General features: G+C 62.3%; 15 protein-coding genes and 1 pseudogene. 12 read left to right on the top strand and 4 right to left on the bottom strand.

The window, feature by feature from the left end; translation table 11 throughout:
* The first annotated feature begins 2 nt into the window (after positions 1-2).
* From PVW27_RS06525 to PVW27_RS06495, 7 genes are all read left to right on the top strand, one after another.
* The gene (locus PVW27_RS06525) at positions 3-788 is read left to right on the top strand and encodes an ABC transporter permease (protein WP_274556184.1); all 786 of its coding nucleotides are present in this window, start codon (positions 3-5) and stop codon (positions 786-788) included.
* A 25-nt stretch (positions 789-813) separates the two neighbouring features.
* Positions 814-1,611 carry an ABC transporter ATP-binding protein gene (locus PVW27_RS06520; protein ID WP_274556182.1) on the top strand — a complete coding sequence of 266 codons (798 nt, stop codon included), beginning with the start codon at positions 814-816 and terminating at the stop codon, positions 1,609-1,611.
* 48 nt (positions 1,612-1,659) lie between these two features.
* Complete coding sequence (locus PVW27_RS06515; RefSeq protein WP_274556181.1) at positions 1,660-2,706, top strand: ABC transporter substrate-binding protein; 1,047 nt, start codon at positions 1,660-1,662, stop codon at positions 2,704-2,706.
* Positions 2,707-2,771: 65 nt separating this feature from the next.
* Positions 2,772-4,091, top strand: a complete 1,320-nt coding sequence (hisD, locus tag PVW27_RS06510; protein WP_274556447.1) for a histidinol dehydrogenase — start codon at positions 2,772-2,774, stop codon at positions 4,089-4,091.
* A 4-nt stretch (positions 4,092-4,095) separates the two neighbouring features.
* A complete protein-coding gene (locus PVW27_RS06505; RefSeq protein WP_274556179.1) occupies positions 4,096-5,304 on the top strand; it encodes a DegT/DnrJ/EryC1/StrS family aminotransferase in 1,209 nt (402 codons plus the stop codon).
* The gene (locus PVW27_RS06500) at positions 5,291-6,049 is read left to right on the top strand and encodes an SDR family NAD(P)-dependent oxidoreductase (RefSeq protein ID WP_274556178.1); all 759 of its coding nucleotides are present in this window, start codon (positions 5,291-5,293) and stop codon (positions 6,047-6,049) included. The genes PVW27_RS06505 and PVW27_RS06500 overlap by 14 nt, the downstream gene beginning before the upstream one ends.
* A gap of 16 nt (positions 6,050-6,065) precedes the next feature.
* Positions 6,066-7,055: an alcohol dehydrogenase catalytic domain-containing protein gene (locus PVW27_RS06495; RefSeq protein ID WP_274556177.1), complete on the top strand. Its 990-nt coding sequence runs from the start codon at positions 6,066-6,068 to the stop codon at positions 7,053-7,055.
* 11 nt (positions 7,056-7,066) lie between these two features.
* Here PVW27_RS06495 and PVW27_RS06490 read toward each other — a convergent pair whose 3' ends face one another.
* Positions 7,067-7,786, bottom strand: coding sequence for a GntR family transcriptional regulator (locus PVW27_RS06490; protein WP_274556176.1), 720 nt, complete (start codon positions 7,784-7,786; stop codon positions 7,067-7,069).
* Between the two features lie 220 nt (positions 7,787-8,006).
* Here PVW27_RS06490 and PVW27_RS06485 point away from each other — a divergent pair, with 220 nt between their 5' ends.
* The 3 genes from PVW27_RS06485 to PVW27_RS06475 all read left to right on the top strand — a co-directional run bounded on the left by PVW27_RS06485 (position 8,007) and on the right by PVW27_RS06475 (position 10,577).
* Positions 8,007-8,303, top strand: a complete 297-nt coding sequence (locus tag PVW27_RS06485; protein ID WP_274556175.1) for a UxaA family hydrolase — start codon at positions 8,007-8,009, stop codon at positions 8,301-8,303.
* A gap of 13 nt (positions 8,304-8,316) precedes the next feature.
* Positions 8,317-9,498 carry a UxaA family hydrolase gene (locus tag PVW27_RS06480; protein WP_274556173.1) on the top strand — a complete coding sequence of 394 codons (1,182 nt, stop codon included), beginning with the start codon at positions 8,317-8,319 and terminating at the stop codon, positions 9,496-9,498.
* Between the two features lie 68 nt (positions 9,499-9,566).
* Positions 9,567-10,577, top strand: coding sequence for a YeiH family protein (locus PVW27_RS06475; protein WP_274556171.1), 1,011 nt, complete (start codon positions 9,567-9,569; stop codon positions 10,575-10,577).
* Positions 10,578-10,637: 60 nt separating this feature from the next.
* Here PVW27_RS06475 and PVW27_RS06470 read toward each other — a convergent pair whose 3' ends face one another.
* Together PVW27_RS06470 and PVW27_RS06465 are read right to left on the bottom strand one after the other, a co-directional pair.
* Positions 10,638-11,633: a YeiH family protein gene (locus PVW27_RS06470; protein ID WP_274556170.1), complete on the bottom strand. Its 996-nt coding sequence runs from the start codon at positions 11,631-11,633 to the stop codon at positions 10,638-10,640.
* A gap of 27 nt (positions 11,634-11,660) precedes the next feature.
* Complete coding sequence (locus PVW27_RS06465; protein WP_274556168.1) at positions 11,661-12,680, bottom strand: D-cysteine desulfhydrase; 1,020 nt, start codon at positions 12,678-12,680, stop codon at positions 11,661-11,663.
* A 124-nt stretch (positions 12,681-12,804) separates the two neighbouring features.
* Between PVW27_RS06465 and PVW27_RS06460 the strand changes: the two genes are divergently transcribed.
* Positions 12,805-13,692, top strand: coding sequence for a LysR family transcriptional regulator (locus PVW27_RS06460; protein WP_274556167.1), 888 nt, complete (start codon positions 12,805-12,807; stop codon positions 13,690-13,692).
* Here PVW27_RS06460 and PVW27_RS06455 read toward each other — a convergent pair.
* Positions 13,689-14,573, bottom strand: a complete 885-nt coding sequence (locus PVW27_RS06455) for a LysR family transcriptional regulator (protein WP_274556166.1) — start codon at positions 14,571-14,573, stop codon at positions 13,689-13,691. The genes PVW27_RS06460 and PVW27_RS06455 overlap by 4 nt on opposite strands.
* Before the next feature lie 217 nt (positions 14,574-14,790).
* Here PVW27_RS06455 and PVW27_RS06450 point away from each other — a divergent pair.
* Positions 14,791-15,355, top strand: a pseudogene (locus PVW27_RS06450) (hypothetical protein); the annotation flags it as partial.

Genomic DNA, 15,355 nt, shown 5'->3' with positions numbered 1-15,355 from the left:
CGATGAACAAGCGGATCTCTTTCAGGCAATCTGTTCTTCTGGGTTTCGGTGGCCTGATCCTGTTCATTGGCCTGTGGCACGGGTTGGCCATCAGCGGGCTGGTGCCGCGGGTTTTTCTGCCTTCGCCACTTGAAGTCTATGACCGTTTCACAACTCTGTTGGACCGGCGTTTTGCGGGGGCGACACTGCTTGGTCACATGCTCGCCAGCTTCGAGCGCTTCGCCTATGGGTTCATTCTGGCGGCAGTGGTCGGCATTCCCCTTGGGCTGCTGATGGGCTGGTATCGTCTGCTGGACGAGATCGTGTCGCCACTGTTCGATGCCCTGCGGTTCGTTGCGCCCATCGCATGGGTGCCCTTTGCCGCGCTGTGGTTCGGCACGGGTATTGGCGGGCCGATCATGATCATCTTTGCCGGGGCGTTTCCGCCTTGCGTGATCAACACCTATCGTGGGGCGAAATTCGTTGATCCCCGCCTGATCGAGGCGGCAAACATGCTGGGCACGCCGTCGCATCGTGTGATCCGCGAGGTGCTGGTGCCGTCCTCGGTCCCGTCCATCATCTCGGGTCTGCGCGTTTCGGCAGGCTTGGGCTGGCAGTCGCTGGTGGGCGCCGAACTGATCGTCGCCTCTGCCGGGGTCGGCTACCTGATGGTGCAGGGGCAGGCCAATATCTCAACCACAACGGTGATGTCCGGCATGGTCGCGATCGGTCTGGTCGGGCTGGCTTTGGACAGCTCTTTGCGCCTGGCAGAGCGGGTCATCCTGCGCAAGCGCGGCCTGGAAAACTGACAGAAAATACAAGGAAGCAAGCGACATGGGCGTGATCCAGTTCAAGAACGTCGGCAAGGTCTTCGGTCCGAAAGAATCCGGCTTCGTGGCGCTGAAGGACATCAACCTCGAGATTGCCGACAAGGAATTCGTGGCCATCGTTGGCCCTTCGGGATGCGGCAAGACCACCTGCCTGCGGCTGGTGTCGGGGTTTGACAATCCGACGGACGGGGCTGTCATGGTGGATGGCACACCGATCAAGCGACCCGGTCCGAACCGTGCCGTGGTGTTTCAGCAGTTCGCGCTGTTTCCGTGGAAATCGGTCTATGACAATATCGACATCGGCCTGCGCAATCTGAGTGTTCCCAAGGCGGAACGGCAGTCGCGCATTGCCGCGATCCTCAACCTGATGAACCTTGAACCTTATGCCGAGCATTTCCCGCATCAGCTTTCGGGGGGGATGCAGCAGCGTGTCGCCATCGCGCGGGCCTATGTTCTGGACCCGGATGTTCTTCTGATGGACGAGCCTTTCGGGGCGCTGGACGCGCAGACCCGCGTCGTCATGCAGGAGGAACTGGTGCGTCTGGCCCGCAAGAACCCGCGCACCGTGCTGTTCATCACCCACGCGGTCGAGGAAGCCGTCTATCTGGCAGACCGTGTTGTCATCATGACCCGGGCCCCCGGCCGCATCAAGGAGGTGCTGGATATCGCCAGTATCCGCAAGGCCGAGGACTGGGACAGTCACGAGAAGATCGAGGATGTGATGGACCTCGAAAGCTTCGTGCATCTGCGCACGCAGATCTGGCGCAGCCTGCGCGAGGAAAAGGCGGACCAACACGCCTGACCATCACAAGACGGAAAACAGGACCACAACAGGGGAGGAGAACCCGCAATGAAAATGACTTTCAAGGCAATGGCACTGACAACCGTGTGCGCGTTCGGGGCCTATGCTCCGGCGCAGGCGCAGGATCTGACGCCGATCAACCTGAGCTATCAGCCTGCTCTTTATTGGGCGTTGCCGTTCTATCTGGCGACAGAAATGGACTGGTGGGCCGAGGTGGGTCTGGATCCCAGCTTCACCACCTTCCCCGCAGGTGCGCCGCAGATCGCGGCGGCACAGGCCAACGACTGGGATGTCGGCGGCACGGGCTCGGTGCCGGCTGTTCTGGGGGCCGCGCGTTTCGGCCTCAAGACCATCGGCCTGACCAATGACGAGAGCAAAGGCAACGCGCTGATGGCGCGCAATGACGTGATCGAGCAGTTCCGTGCCGATCCCATGTCCATGAAGGGCGAGCGGGTCCTGCTGACCACCAACTCGACGGTGGATTTCGCAACCCGTTCCTGTCTGCAGAAGTTTGGCCTGTCGCAGGATGACGTGGAATTCGTCAACCTTGGTCAGGCGCAGGTGATCACCGCTGTGATCGCCAACGAGGGCAAGCTGGCCGGTGTCTGGGCACCCAACACCTATACGCTGCAGGAAAAGGCCGACAGCGACTATCTGTGCTCCGGTGCCGATGCGGGTGCCATCGTGCCGGGGGCGCTGGTCGTGCGTCCCGGTTTTGCCGAGGAAAGTCCCGAACTGGTGGCCAAGGTGCTGGCCACCTTCCTGCGCGGTGTCGTCTGGTCCAAGCAGAACCCCGAGAAGGCACGCGAGATGCTGGTCGATTTCTACTCGGAGGGCGGTGTCGAGATTTCCGACGCGGCGGTGAATGCCGAGTTCGATTTGCGTCCTACTTTCCCGCTGGAAGAGCAACTGGCGCTGATGAGCCGTGACGCAGGCGCCAGCGACGTGGATCAGTGGCTGACCGCGATCGGGGACTTCATGACCTCGGTCGGGACGACCGAGTCCACCCCCGCTGCCGAGGATTACATCGACAATCGCTTCATGCAGATGGTCATGGATGATCCGGTCCTGCGCGCATTCGCCAACAACGAATGATCTGAACCAAAGACCTGCCGCCCGTGATGGCGGCAGGTTCCAACCCAAGGGATGACGAGGCCAAGATGGCGATCACCTATCTGAAAAAAGCGAACAAGACCCCGGAAACCGAGTCAGCCAATGCCCAGCAGGTCGTATCCGAGATGCTGGCCCGCATCGAGGCCGAAGGCGAGGATGCGGTGCGCGCCTATGCGCTGCAACTGGACAAGTGGGACGGTGCCATCGTTGTCACGCGCGAGGAAATGGAGGCGCGGGCTGCCGACGTGCCGCAGCAGGTCAAGGAAGACATCGCCTTTGCCGTCGAACAGGTCCGCACCTTTGCGCTGGCCCAGAAGGATTCTGTGCGCGATTTCCAGATGACCATGCCGTCGGGCCTGACAGTCGGTCAGAAATGGGTGCCCTGCAACGTGGCGGGCTGCTATGTGCCCACCGGACGCTACGCGCATATCGCATCCGCATGCATGTCCGTGGTCACCGCCAAAGCGGCCGGGGTCAAGACCGTGGTCGCCTGCTCGACCCCGTATCGAGGCGGCGGGATGCATCCTTACGTGCTCTACGCGATGCACCAGGCCGGTGCCGACATCGTCATGACCTTGGGTGGCGTGCAGGCGATTGCGACCATGGCTTACGGCCTGTTCACCGGCAAACCTGCCGATGTGATCGTGGGGCCCGGCAACAAGTTCGTGGCCGAGGCCAAGCGGATGCTGTTCGGCAAGGTGGGGATCGACGTCTTTGCGGGACCGTCCGAGATCGGGATTCTGGCTGACCAGACCGCTGATGCCGAGATCGTCGCCACAGACCTGATCGGACAAGCCGAGCATGGGCACGAGTCTCCGGCATGGCTGTTCACCACCGACAAGGCGCTAGCCGAGACTGTGATCGCGCGGGTGCCCGAGTTGATTGCCACGCTGCCCGAACCCGCCCGCGACGCGGCGGATTCCGCATGGCGCGATTACGGCGAGGTGATCCTCTGCGACACCCGCGAGGAACTGGTCGAGGTGTCCGACAGATACGCCTCGGAACATCTTGAGGTGCATTGCGCCGATCTGGATTGGTGGATGGCGAACCTGACAAATTACGGATCACTGTTCGTGGGCGAGGAAACGACCGTGGCCTTTGGCGACAAATGCTCGGGTCCGAACCACATCCTGCCCACGAAATACGCCGCGCGCTATTCGGCCGGGCTTTCGGTGCACAAGTTCCTCAAGCCGCTGACATGGCAGAAGGCGGATCGCGACGCCTGCAAGGTGTTGTCGCTGCATACCGCGCGCATCTCGCGGCTGGAAGGGATGGAGGCGCATGCCCGCACCGCCGATGTGCGGATGAACAAATACTATCCGGGGCACAATTTCGATCTTGGTGCCCCCGTCAAGTCGATGCCCTGATCCCATGGGCGCGGTTCCTGATCTTGGGCAACCGCCCGACATTCCGCCTCAGGCGCAGGCGCATGTTCTGGCGCTCATGTCCTCTGGCAGATTGCACCGCTATGGCGAAGCCGGCGGTGCCCCCGGCCCGGTCGCCGCATTGGAGCGCGCCTTCGCAGCGCTCAGCGGGCGGCGCTTTGCCGTGGCGGTCAATTCCTGCGGGGCGGCGATGTTTCTGGCTCTCAAGGTGGCCGGGGTGCAGCATGGCGATCCGGTCTTGATGAACGCCTTTACCCTTGGTCCGGTGCCGGGCGCGCTGGACCACATCGGGGCCGTCCCGGTTCTGGTCGAGATCACGGATGACCTGACCATCGACCTTGACGATCTGCGCGCCAAGGCGCGCGCCAGCGGGGCACGGCATCTGCTCTTGTCACATATGCGGGGCCATGTCTGCGACATGGAAACGCTGGCCGAGGTTTGTAACGCCGAGGATATCACCTTCATCGAGGATTGCGCCCATACGCTGGGTGCATCCTGGGCGGGGCGTCCGACAGGGACATTCGGTCTGGCGGGATGTTTCAGCTTCCAATCGTCCAAGCACGTGAATGCGGGCGAGGGCGGGATGCTGGTGACGGATGATCCCGACCTTGCCGCGCGGGCGATCCTCCATTCGGGCAGCTACATGCTTTATGCCCAGAACGGCACGGTGCCCGAAGCCGCCGTGATGGACAGATGGCGCGGCGTTTGCGGCAATTACAGTATGCGCATGTCGGATCTGGTCGCAGCGCTGGCCTTGCCTCAACTACCGCTGCTGGCCACAAGGGTTGCCGATTGGAACGCCAGCCATGATCGGATCGCCGCCCGTCTGACGGCGCATCCCGCCTTTGCCCTGCCGCGCCGCCCGCAGGCCGAAGCCTATGCCCAAAGCTCGATCCAGTTCAGGTTGCCGGCCTTCGATCCGGTTTCCATGGCGGACTTCGTGCAGAAGGCGCGTGACAAGGGCGTGATGGTGAAGTGGTTCGGTCGGGCCAAGGCCGAAGGCTACACATCCGCCCCGCCACATTGGGCCGGTGCAGATGCAACCAGCGTGCCGCACGCCTGTGCGGTGCAGGCCACGCTCTGCGATATCCGCATCCCCTTGGGTCTGACGGCGCAGGACTGCGATCTGGTGGCGGATCTGCTGATCATGGCCTGCGATGCCGTGGCGAAAGGAGGTGCGGATGCAAAGGCTTGATCACCTGTTCGACCTGACAGGGCGGGCGGCCCTGATCACGGGCGGCAATTCCGGGATTGGTCTTGCCATGGCGCGCGCACTGGGACAGCAGGGGGCAACGGTGCATCTGGTGGCGAGATCCGCAGATGCCTTGGAAAGGGCCCGCGCGGAGTTGGAGGCCGAGGGGATCAAGGCCCATGCCCATCCTGCTGACCTGACTGACGCGGATGTCATTGCGCGACTGGCCCGTGACGCGGGCGAGATCGACATTCTGGTCAATGCCGCAGGCGTCAATCTGCGCCAGCCCTATGCAGAGGTTTCGCCGCAGACATTCGACCTGCACATGGCGCTGCATCTGCGTGCCCCCTTCTTTCTGGTGCAACATCTTGCCCCGGGCATGGCGGCGCGTGGCTGGGGCAGGGTGCTGAACCTCGCATCCCTGCAATCGCAACGCGCCTTTCCCAATTCCGCGCCCTATGGTGCGGCCAAGGGTGGAATCGTGCAACTGACCCGCGCCATGGCGCAGGAATTCTCGGGGCAGGGGATCACCTGCAATGCCATCGCGCCGGGTTTTTTCCCCACGCCGCTGACCGCCCCCGTATTCGGCGACCCCGATCTGGCTGCTGCCAATGCGGCGCGCACGGCGATTGGCCGCAATGGTGCGCTGGACGATCTGGCCGGGGCCACGGTTTTCCTCTGCGCGGAAGCCTCGGCCTATGTCACCGGCCAGACCCTTTACGTGGATGGCGGATTCACCGCGAAATAACAGAAGGAGGGATGGGATGCAGGCGCTGCTTTATACCGGACCCAACACGATGATCTGGACCGGGCAACCCGACCCTGTGCCCGCGCCGGGTGAGGTGCTGGTTGCGGTGCGGGCGGTGGGGATCTGCGGGTCGGATATGCACGCCTATCACGGCCATGACGACCGCCGCCCCGCCCCGCTGATCCTGGGTCACGAGGCGGCGGGGCTGGTCGCCGCAGGTCCGCGCAAGGGCGAGGCCGTAGCGATCAACCCGCTGGTGGTGGACCCGGACTGTCCTGTGGCGCGGGCCGGGCGGCCGCATCTGTCGCCGACCCGTGTCATCATCTCCATGCCGTCACGCCCCGGTGCTTTCGCGGAATATGTCAGCATCCCGGAACGCAACCTGCTGCCTGTGCCGGAAGGGTTGAGTCTGCGCCACGCCGCGCTGTCCGAGCCTGTAGCCGTGTCATGGCATGCGGTGCGGATCGGAATGGAAAAACTGGGTGAGGACGCCCCTCGCGTTCTGGTGCAGGGCGGCGGGGCGATCGGCCTTGGTGCCGCGCTGGTGGCGCGGCTGATGGGGGCGGGCAGCGTGCATGTGGCCGAGCCTCATGCCGGTCGACGGGCCAGCGTCTCGCGGGAAGAGGGGATCACCGCCTTCGATCCCACGGCGCAAGACCCCGGCCCGGATGCCTTTGACCTGATCATCGACGCTGTCGGGGCTGTGGCCACCCGGCGCGACGCCTCGCGGCTGGTGCGTCCCGGCGGGGTGATCGTGCATGTCGGGCTGTTGCCCGGCAACGAGGGTTATGACATCCGCCGCATCACCCTGCAGGAGATCACGGTAAGTGGGTCCTATTGCTATACGCCAGATGACTTTGCCGCCGCCCTTGCCGCGCTGGGTGACGGTCGATTAGGCGATCTGGGCTGGGTCGAGGTGCGGCCCCTTTGCGATGGGGCCATTGCCTTTGCCGATCTGGACGCAGGCCGGGTGAATGCAGCAAAAATCGTTCTCGAACTGTCTTAAGGCAAAGGGTGTCAAACCTCGGTCTGATAGTGCAGCGCAGCAGTGGTCACCCATGACAGTCGCAGCTCGATAGGCGCATTGTTGTAATCCAGCGCGATACGCCGGATATGCAGAAGCGGCGTGCCTTCCGCGACACCCAGTTCGACGGCGCATGCGCCTGTGGCGCTGGCCGCCGTAATCGTTTCGCGCGCGCGGTGGACGGTGGCGCCGAACTGTGCCTGATACAGCTGATATAGCGTGTTGGGCAGAACCTCGGGCGTTGTTTCCATTGGGCCGAAGCGGTCTGCGTCCAGAATTATATGTTCGAATATAATCGGAATTCCGTCGCCGTCGCGCACACGGGTGATGCAGACCACTTCGGCAGCGGCGGACAGGCCAAGCGAGGCAACCTCCGCTTCGCTTGCCGATCGGCGCTGGCGCGACAAGACCCGGCTTTCCGGGCGCAGCGTGCTGCCATCGGCGCGGCGCAGGTTGAAAAAGCGAAACAGCACCGCGTCGCTGTCATGGCTGGTCACGACCGTGCCTTTGCCCTGACGCCGCACCACCACACCTTCGGCCGCCAGATCCAGCAGCGCCTTGCGCAGGGTGCCGACAGCCACGCCGTAATCCTCGGCCAATCGAGTCTCGGATGGCAGATAGGTGCCGGGCGACCATTCCCCCGATTCGATCCGCGCCAGCATCAGATCGCGCAACTGCCTGTGCAGGGGCTGTGAGACGGGCCGCAAGGACATCTGTTCCTCCGAAAAAACACGCGCTCTTCCCGTTAAAGCCAAGCCTGCGGGAAAACCCAAGCAGAAAGCTGCAAGGTAGCGTTGACTTGTCTGAAACATATAAACTATATAGTTTAAAGAAATTATCAAACACGTCTACTGCGCGCACCGAACAGGCCGCGTGTCGTCGCGGCACGCCTGCGGAGCCATCACGATATCCACGACCAAGGGAGAGAGACTGATGACTGCAAACACCCACCCCCATCTTCTTGTTCATGACAAGGCCGACAATGTCGGTGTTGTCGTGGTCGAGGGGCTGGAAGCCGGCACCCAGATGCTGTGCGTCTGCACCGAGGATAATTCGGACTTTCGACTGACCGCCAAGGCCGACATTCCGATCGGCCACAAGGTCGCGCTCAAGGCGCTGTCCGCCGGTGACACGATCATCAAATACGGCGAGGACATCGGCAAGATGGTCGGACCCGCTGAGGTGGGCGGCCATGTTCACACCCACAATCTGAAAACCAAGCGCTGGTAAGGGGGGCATTCCAATGGCATTTGATTTCACGCAAGACATGGTCAAGGCATGGCGTCGCGAGAATGGTCGCGTCGGTGTGCGCAACCATGTGCTGATCCTGCCCGTCGATGACATCTCGAACGCCGCCTGCGAGGCGGTGGCCAACAACGTCAAGGGCACGATGGCGATCCCGCATGCCTATGGCCGTCTCCAGTTCGGCGAGGATCTGGATCTGCATTTCCGCACGATCATCGGCACGGGTGCCAACCCCAACGTCGCGGCAGTCGTGGTCATCGGGATCGAACCCGAGTGGACCCGGATCATCGTCGAAGGCATCGCCAAGACCGGCAAGCCCGTCGAGGGTTTCTGGATCGAACAGAATGGCGATTTCGAGACGATCCGCCGTGCCAGCTGGAAAGCCAAGGAATATGTCCACTGGGCCAGCGAATTGCAGAAAGAAGACTGCCCGCTGACCGATCTGTGGGTCTCCACCAAATGCGGTGAAAGCGATACCACCACCGGCCTGTCTTCCTGCCCCACGGTGGGCAACATGTATGACAAGCTGCTGCCGCACGGTCTTTACGGTTGTTTCGGCGAAACCTCGGAAATCACCGGAGCCGAACATATCTGTGCCAAGCGCGCGGCAACGCCGGAAGCGGCCGAGAAGTTCATGAGGACCTTTCAAGCCTATCAGGACGAGGTGATCGAACCTTTCAAGACATCGGATCTGTCGGACAGCCAGCCCACCAAAGGCAACATTCTGGGTGGTCTGACCACCATCGAGGAAAAGGCGCTGGGCAACCTTGAGAAGATCGGTCGCAGTTCGACCTACATCGACGTGCTGGAACCGGCGGAAGCACCGGCCAAGGGCAACGGGCTCTACTTCATGGATACGTCTTCGGCGGCGGCTGAATGTGTGACGCTGATGGCGGCAGCGGGCTATGTGATCCACACCTTCCCCACCGGGCAGGGCAATGTGGTTGGCAACCCCATTGTTCCGGTCATCAAGATATCGGGCAACCCGCGCACCCTGCGCACCATGTCGGAACATATCGACGTAGATGTAACCGGCGTGTTGCGGCGCGACATGACCATAGATCAGGCGGGTGATGCACTGATCGGGATGATCAAGCGCACCGCCAATGGCCGCATGACCTCTGCCGAAGCGTTGGGGCACCGCGAATTCTCGATGACCAAGCTCTACCGCTCGGCCTGAGACGATTTCTTTTGAACCGGGGTGCGGCGACTGTCCGCGCCCCTCTTCGGCGGTGCGAGGGTTCTTGAATGTTTGCAGTGCAGCACTGGTATAGCCGCGCCGCTGCCCATGCTCCCGGCCTCCTTCTCAGCGCGACGATAGGCGCCGCCGCCAGCTTTCTGGGCTCAAATTACGGCGCTCCGGTCATGTTGTTTGCCTTGCTGCTGGGCATGGCCTTCAACTTTCTGCACACGGACGGTCCCTGTCGCGCAGGAACGGATCTGGCGGCGAAATTCATCCTGCGGCTGGGAGTTGGGCTTCTGGGAATCCGCATCGCCTTCGAGGATGTGGCGCAGATCGGTTTCACCGGGGCGGGCACCGTCTTGGGCCTGATCACGCTGACCATCGGGGCCGGCTTCGTGGCAAGCCCCCTGTTCCGCCGCCAATGGCGTTTCGCCTTGTTGACGGGCGGGGCCGTGGCGATCTGCGGTGCCTCGGCGGCGATGGCGATTGCAGCCGTGATCCCGCACAATGACAAGACCGAGCGCAATACACTGTTCACCGTCATGGCCGTGACTGCGCTGTCGACCATCGCGATGGTCACCTATCCACTGTTGTTTCAGGCTCTTGGGTTCAACGAACTGCAACAGGGCTTTCTGATCGGCGCCACGATCCACGATGTCGCGCAGGTGGTGGGGGCCGGGTTCAGCGTGTCCGACCCCGCAGGCGAGATGGCGACCATCGTGAAACTCTTCCGCGTGGCGACGCTGCCTGTTGTGCTGATCCTTGTCGTTCTGGTGCTGCGGATGACAGGCAACGCGGCGGCGCAAGACAGCATCCCCCTGCTTCCATGGTTCATGGTTCTGTTCATCCTGCTGGTCAGCCTTGGCAGCCTGTTTGAATTGCCCGCCATATTTGTCAGCTATGTGGACACGCTGTCACGCGCTTGCCTTGTGGTCGCCATCGCGGCACTCGGGGTCAAGACTTCGATCAAGGCTTTGACCGTGGTTGGTGGGGGCCATCTGGCCATCGTATTCATCGAAACGCTGGTCTTGCTTGGTCTGTGCATCGCCGTCGTCAAGCTCTGGGCGCCAGTCTGACCAGACCGATGGACATGGGGTGTTGCATTGGCCCGCGCAGGCCGGATCCTCGCTGCGCGATCAGGCTGTGTTGAGGCCGATCATATACACGAACAGAAGAGCGATCCCCAAAAGGATCAGCGTTTCAGCAAGGATAAGCCCGCCATAGGAGGGGCGCACGCGTGCGATTTCGGCAAGGCTGGTGCGCACGCCCAAGGCCGAGATGGCCACAACCAGACACCAGCGCGATGTGTCGGCGGCAACGGTTGTGACGGCCTGCGGGATCACCCCCGTGTTGCCAAGGATGGCCAGCCCGACGAACATGACCAGAAACCACGGCAGATGCAGCCGTTGGCTTTGCGCGTTGCTGAAGCTCAGCATCACGATCAACATGACGACCGGCAACAGCGCCACGCGCAGCATTTTGACGAAGGTGGCGATGACGCCCGCCTCATCGCTGATGGAATAGCCCGCGCCCACGACCTGGGCCACATCGTGGATCGTGGCCCCGATCAGGAAACCGCTTTCCTGATGCGACAAACCCAGCGCCGTGAACAGGATCGGATAGGCAATCATCGCGACCGTGGACAGGACGGTTACCGCGATGACGACAAAGAGTGTGTCTGTCTCACGTTCGGGGCGGTGGGGCAGGACCGAGGCGATGGCCAGCGCCGCCGAGGCGCCGCAGATCGCGACAGAGCCTCCTGCCAGCATGCCAAAGGCGGCGCGACGGCCCAGAAGCCGCGCCAGAACCACGCCGCAGGCGAAGGTCACGATGACGAACCCGATCACGGCAAGAGCCGGGACCACGCCCACGGTCTGGATGTCACTGACTGTCAGGCGCAGACCCAACAGGCCCACACCCAGACGCAGTATCGTCTTGGCCGCGAAATCCAGACCCGGCGCGCAGGTGGGGTCCGCGGCCAGAAAATGCAGTGCCATGCCGATCAGCAGGGCAAACAGCATCACAGGCGCGCCATAATGTTCCGCCAGAAAGGCCGATGCGACGGCCACCAGCACAGCCACCATCAGGCCACGCGTATGGCTGCGCCAAAGCGCCTGTGCCTGTCCGATCATCACGTCAGTTCCTTGGCCCGTATTGCGTCAGGCGGTGACCCAGCGGTCGGCAAAGTCAAACGCCTTGTCATAGCCGAAGAGAGCTGCTGCCCCGCCTGTATGCAGGAATACCACCCGCTCGCCCTTCTTGAACTGGCCCTTGCGGATCAGGTCGATGAAGCCCGCCGCGCCCTTGGCGGAATAGACCGGGTCCAGCAGGATGCTCTCCAGCTCGGCGAACATGCGCAGCGCCTCCATCCCGTCTGGGGTCGGGATACCATAGCCCTGTCCGACATAGTCGGTATTGGCGACGACATCCTCGCGGGCGACGACGCCCGGGCAGCCCAGCTTTTCGGCTGTCTTGACGGCAAGGTTGTAGACGTTCTCTTCCTGCTTGGGCTTTGGCGCCCGCACTCCGATACCCAAAAGCGGGATGCCCGCATTCATGGCCTTCAATCCGGTGATCAACCCGGCTTGCGTGCCGGCCGATCCGGTAGCGTGGACGATGTGATCCACCCGCAACCCGCGATCATTGAACTGGGCCAGCATCTCGAAAGCGCAGTTGACATAACCCAGTGCCCCTGTCGGGTTCGAGCCGCCGCCGGGGATGGTATAGACCTTGCGCCCCTGCGCGCGATAGCGGTCGGCCACCGCCTCCATCTCGGCATTCATGTCGCCGCCGCCGGGGCGCTTCTCGGTGGTGGCCCCATGCAGGTGATCCAGCAGCACGTTACCGTTGTGGTTGTAGTTGCTGTCGTTCGAGCCTGTCCGATCCTCCAGCAGGATATGGCAGGCCATACCCATCTTTGCGGCGAAAGCGGCTGTCTGGCGGGCGTGGTTCGACTGGGTAGCCCCTTGGGTCATGACCATGTCGGCCCCTTCAAGCTCGGCTTCGGCCATCAGGAATTCCAGCTTGCGGGTCTTGTTGCCGCCCGTGGACAGGCCCGTGCAATCGTCGCGCTTGATCCAGATCTCAGGACCGCCCAGTTCGGCGCTCAGCCGGTCAAGCCGTTCCAGAGGCGTCGGAAGATGAGCAAGAAAACGGCGGGGAAAGCGGGCAAGATGCATGGGGTGGGCCTTTCGTGTTGCGTCATGTGACTTATAGCCGGGATATCTGGCCCGATCTAATGCGAGTTTCGCAAGATAAATTGCACAGGTTGCAAGTTGAGGGGGGCGTGGCTAGCGTTGTTGCATGAATCATGACTGGCTTGATGATATCTTGGCGGTGTTGGACGCAGGCTCTTTCGTAGGGGCGGCCGAGCGGCGCAACATCACACAGTCCGCCTTTACCCGGCGCATCCGCGCCATCGAAGAGGGGCTTGGCGCGCCGCTGTTCGACAGGCGACGCAAGCCTGTGGTGCTGCTGCCAGCCCTGCGCGGGCAAGAGCCTGCGTTGAGGCGACTGGCGCAGGACATGCGCAGTTTGCGCGGCGATCTGCGGGCTTCGGCAAAAGGGGCAGGGCGGATCGTGACCTTGGCCTGCCAGCATGCGATCACGGCAACGATCTCGCCGGGTCTGGTGAAACATCTGACAGAATTGGGCTGGTCGTCCGTGCGGGTGCGGTCAGGTAATCGCGATGAATGTCTGCTGCAATTGATCTCGGGCGTGGCGGATATGGTCGTGACCTATGATCATCCCGAAGACGCCCGGGATCTTGAACGCTCGGGCCTGATCGAACGGCGCATCGGGCGCGAGACGCTGGTGCCCGTCTGCCTGCCCGCCCTCGCAGAGACGCTGGAGGATGAACTGCCGGTCATCGGCTATCCGTCCGACGTCTTTCTGGGCGAATTGGTCGAGAGGAGGCTGTGGGCCGGCTTGCCACAGGGGCGCACCATCAACCGTCGCGCGGAAACCGCATTGACGCTGGCGGCCTATCACTATGCGCTGAACGGGATCGGCATTGCATGGCTGCCCCTGTCACTGGTGGCGGCGGATCTGGAGGCGGGGCGGTTGCTCAAGCCTGACATGGCAGGCCCCGACTATGCTTTGGATATCCGCCTGATCCGCTTGTCCGACGAGGCGCGCAGCGGCACCCTGCAAGCTTGGGATGCACTGATCGGAATGTCTGCCAGCGTCTAGAATTCGTCCCAGATCATCCGACCCATACCGTCCAGCCGCTCGATCGAGCAGAACAGCGAGATGGTCAGTTTTGCTGTCCAGCTGTCATTGCCCATCTTCACAAGCGTTCCGTCCTTGAGTTCCTGCTGGATCGAAAACTCCGGCAGCCATGCCACCCCGGCCCCCATCAACGCGCGCCGCTTCAGCGCCTCGGCCAGCGAATCCATATAGCGGATCGACAGGGCCGTGCCGCGATTGCCGATGGTGCGATCCACCACAGTGCCAAGAAAGGTGTTCGGCTCATAGCTGAGGTAGGGCACCGCGCGATCCCCATCTGCCAGCAGCCGCCATCCTTCCTTGGACGCCGCATCATGGAGCGCCACAGGGATCAGCTTTTCGGTGCAGATGTCCTTTCTCACGAAACGGGTCTCATCAAGGATCGGGGCCACGTCTTGATGCCGGTAATAGAGCAGGAATTCGCAGGCCCCTTCGGTCAGCAACTGGCAACAGGCGGGCAGGGTGTCCGACAGCACCCGCGTCCGCAGTTCAGGATGGCGGGATTCGAAATCGGCCAGCCTTGGTTGCAGGTAATTGACCGAAATGGCGTGCAGGGCGGCAAAGCGTTGGAATGACGCGTTGCCGCGTTCCGCCTCGCGGATGGCCTGGCGTGCATCGGTCAGGTTGGCCAGCGCCTGTTGGGCAATCGGCAGGAATTGCCGTCCTGCCGGCGATAGCTGAACCGGATAATTGGCGCGGTCGATCAGTGGCACACCGATCCAGTTTTCCAGCGAGCGGATGCGGCGGCTAAAGGCGGATTGGGTAATGTTCCGTTCTTCGGCGGCGCGGGTGAAATTCAGCGTCCGCCCAAGACAGACAAAGTCGCCAAGCCAGTTGATATCCATCGCGCCCCTCCCTTTTGGGTGATGCTAGGCAGCGATGCGGGGTCATGCAAGATCGGAATAGTTTGATGTTTCATTTGAATTGGCCTGATCCGCCGCCGCGCGCGTAGCATCAAATCATGCCTTGCCGCGGGCCGTAGCCGAATCGGCAGGTGACAATGCGCCATAGCAAAGAGGGTCGGACAAACGGCCTCGTGATCCCAACACCAAGGAGTATGACATGACGTTCTCATGGAAAACCGTTCTTCCTGCGGCGGGCCTGCTGGCCGCAGCCTCGGTCGCTGCTCAGGCAGCCGACACCACCATTCGCCTGTCTACCTATGTCAACGAATCCGATGTCCGCTATGACGGGTTCGTGCATTTCGCCAATCTGGTGAATGAAAAGACAGGCGGCACCGTCGAGGTGCAGATTTTCCCGTCCTCCACCCTTCACGGCTGGTCCGAAGGCGTGGATGCCATGCAGGGGGGCGTGTCCGATATCAGTTGGATTCCGGCTGACGAGCGTTTGCCCTGCTACCGGGTGACCTCGCTCTACCCGGCCGCCATCAACCTTGAAAACCAGATCGAGATGGACGCGGCCTATGCCGAACTGATCCGGCCAGAGGCGGAAGAGATCGGCCTCGTCCCGCTGTTCAATTCCAACTACTCCTACGATCAGGAATGGTTCTCTGATTGCGGCTATGTCAAGTGGGCTAGCGATCTGTCCGTTCGGGGTCATGGTTCTCTCCGAGGTCACGCATTGCGCCTCATGATGGTTTTCGGTGGTGGATCGTCTCCAATGTCGT

Origin of the sequence: Seohaeicola sp. 4SK31 (assembly GCF_028802875.1) — a bacterium.
Taxonomy (GTDB): Bacteria; Pseudomonadota; Alphaproteobacteria; order Rhodobacterales; family Rhodobacteraceae; genus Seohaeicola.
The sequence above is the reverse complement of the archived record's forward strand: the minus strand, read 5'-3'. Positions and strand labels throughout refer to the sequence as shown.

Excerpts from the sequence above, each read along its gene's own strand:
- PVW27_RS06525 (WP_274556184.1), top strand. The coding sequence starts at position 3 with ATGAACAAGCGGATCTCTTTCAGGCAATCTGTTCTTCTGGGTTTCGGT.
- PVW27_RS06520 (WP_274556182.1), top strand. The coding sequence starts at position 814 with ATGGGCGTGATCCAGTTCAAGAACGTCGGCAAGGTCTTCGGTCCGAAA.
- PVW27_RS06515 (WP_274556181.1), top strand. The coding sequence starts at position 1,660 with ATGAAAATGACTTTCAAGGCAATGGCACTGACAACCGTGTGCGCGTTC.
- hisD (WP_274556447.1), top strand. The coding sequence starts at position 2,772 with ATGGCGATCACCTATCTGAAAAAAGCGAACAAGACCCCGGAAACCGAG.
- PVW27_RS06505 (WP_274556179.1), top strand. The coding sequence starts at position 4,096 with ATGGGCGCGGTTCCTGATCTTGGGCAACCGCCCGACATTCCGCCTCAG.
- PVW27_RS06500 (WP_274556178.1), top strand. The coding sequence starts at position 5,291 with ATGCAAAGGCTTGATCACCTGTTCGACCTGACAGGGCGGGCGGCCCTG.
- PVW27_RS06495 (WP_274556177.1), top strand. The coding sequence starts at position 6,066 with ATGCAGGCGCTGCTTTATACCGGACCCAACACGATGATCTGGACCGGG.
- PVW27_RS06490 (WP_274556176.1), bottom strand. The coding sequence starts at position 7,786 with ATGTCCTTGCGGCCCGTCTCACAGCCCCTGCACAGGCAGTTGCGCGAT.
- PVW27_RS06485 (WP_274556175.1), top strand. The coding sequence starts at position 8,007 with ATGACTGCAAACACCCACCCCCATCTTCTTGTTCATGACAAGGCCGAC.
- PVW27_RS06480 (WP_274556173.1), top strand. The coding sequence starts at position 8,317 with ATGGCATTTGATTTCACGCAAGACATGGTCAAGGCATGGCGTCGCGAG.
- PVW27_RS06475 (WP_274556171.1), top strand. The coding sequence starts at position 9,567 with ATGTTTGCAGTGCAGCACTGGTATAGCCGCGCCGCTGCCCATGCTCCC.
- PVW27_RS06470 (WP_274556170.1), bottom strand. The coding sequence starts at position 11,633 with ATGATCGGACAGGCACAGGCGCTTTGGCGCAGCCATACGCGTGGCCTG.
- PVW27_RS06465 (WP_274556168.1), bottom strand. The coding sequence starts at position 12,680 with ATGCATCTTGCCCGCTTTCCCCGCCGTTTTCTTGCTCATCTTCCGACG.
- PVW27_RS06460 (WP_274556167.1), top strand. The coding sequence starts at position 12,805 with ATGAATCATGACTGGCTTGATGATATCTTGGCGGTGTTGGACGCAGGC.
- PVW27_RS06455 (WP_274556166.1), bottom strand. The coding sequence starts at position 14,573 with ATGGATATCAACTGGCTTGGCGACTTTGTCTGTCTTGGGCGGACGCTG.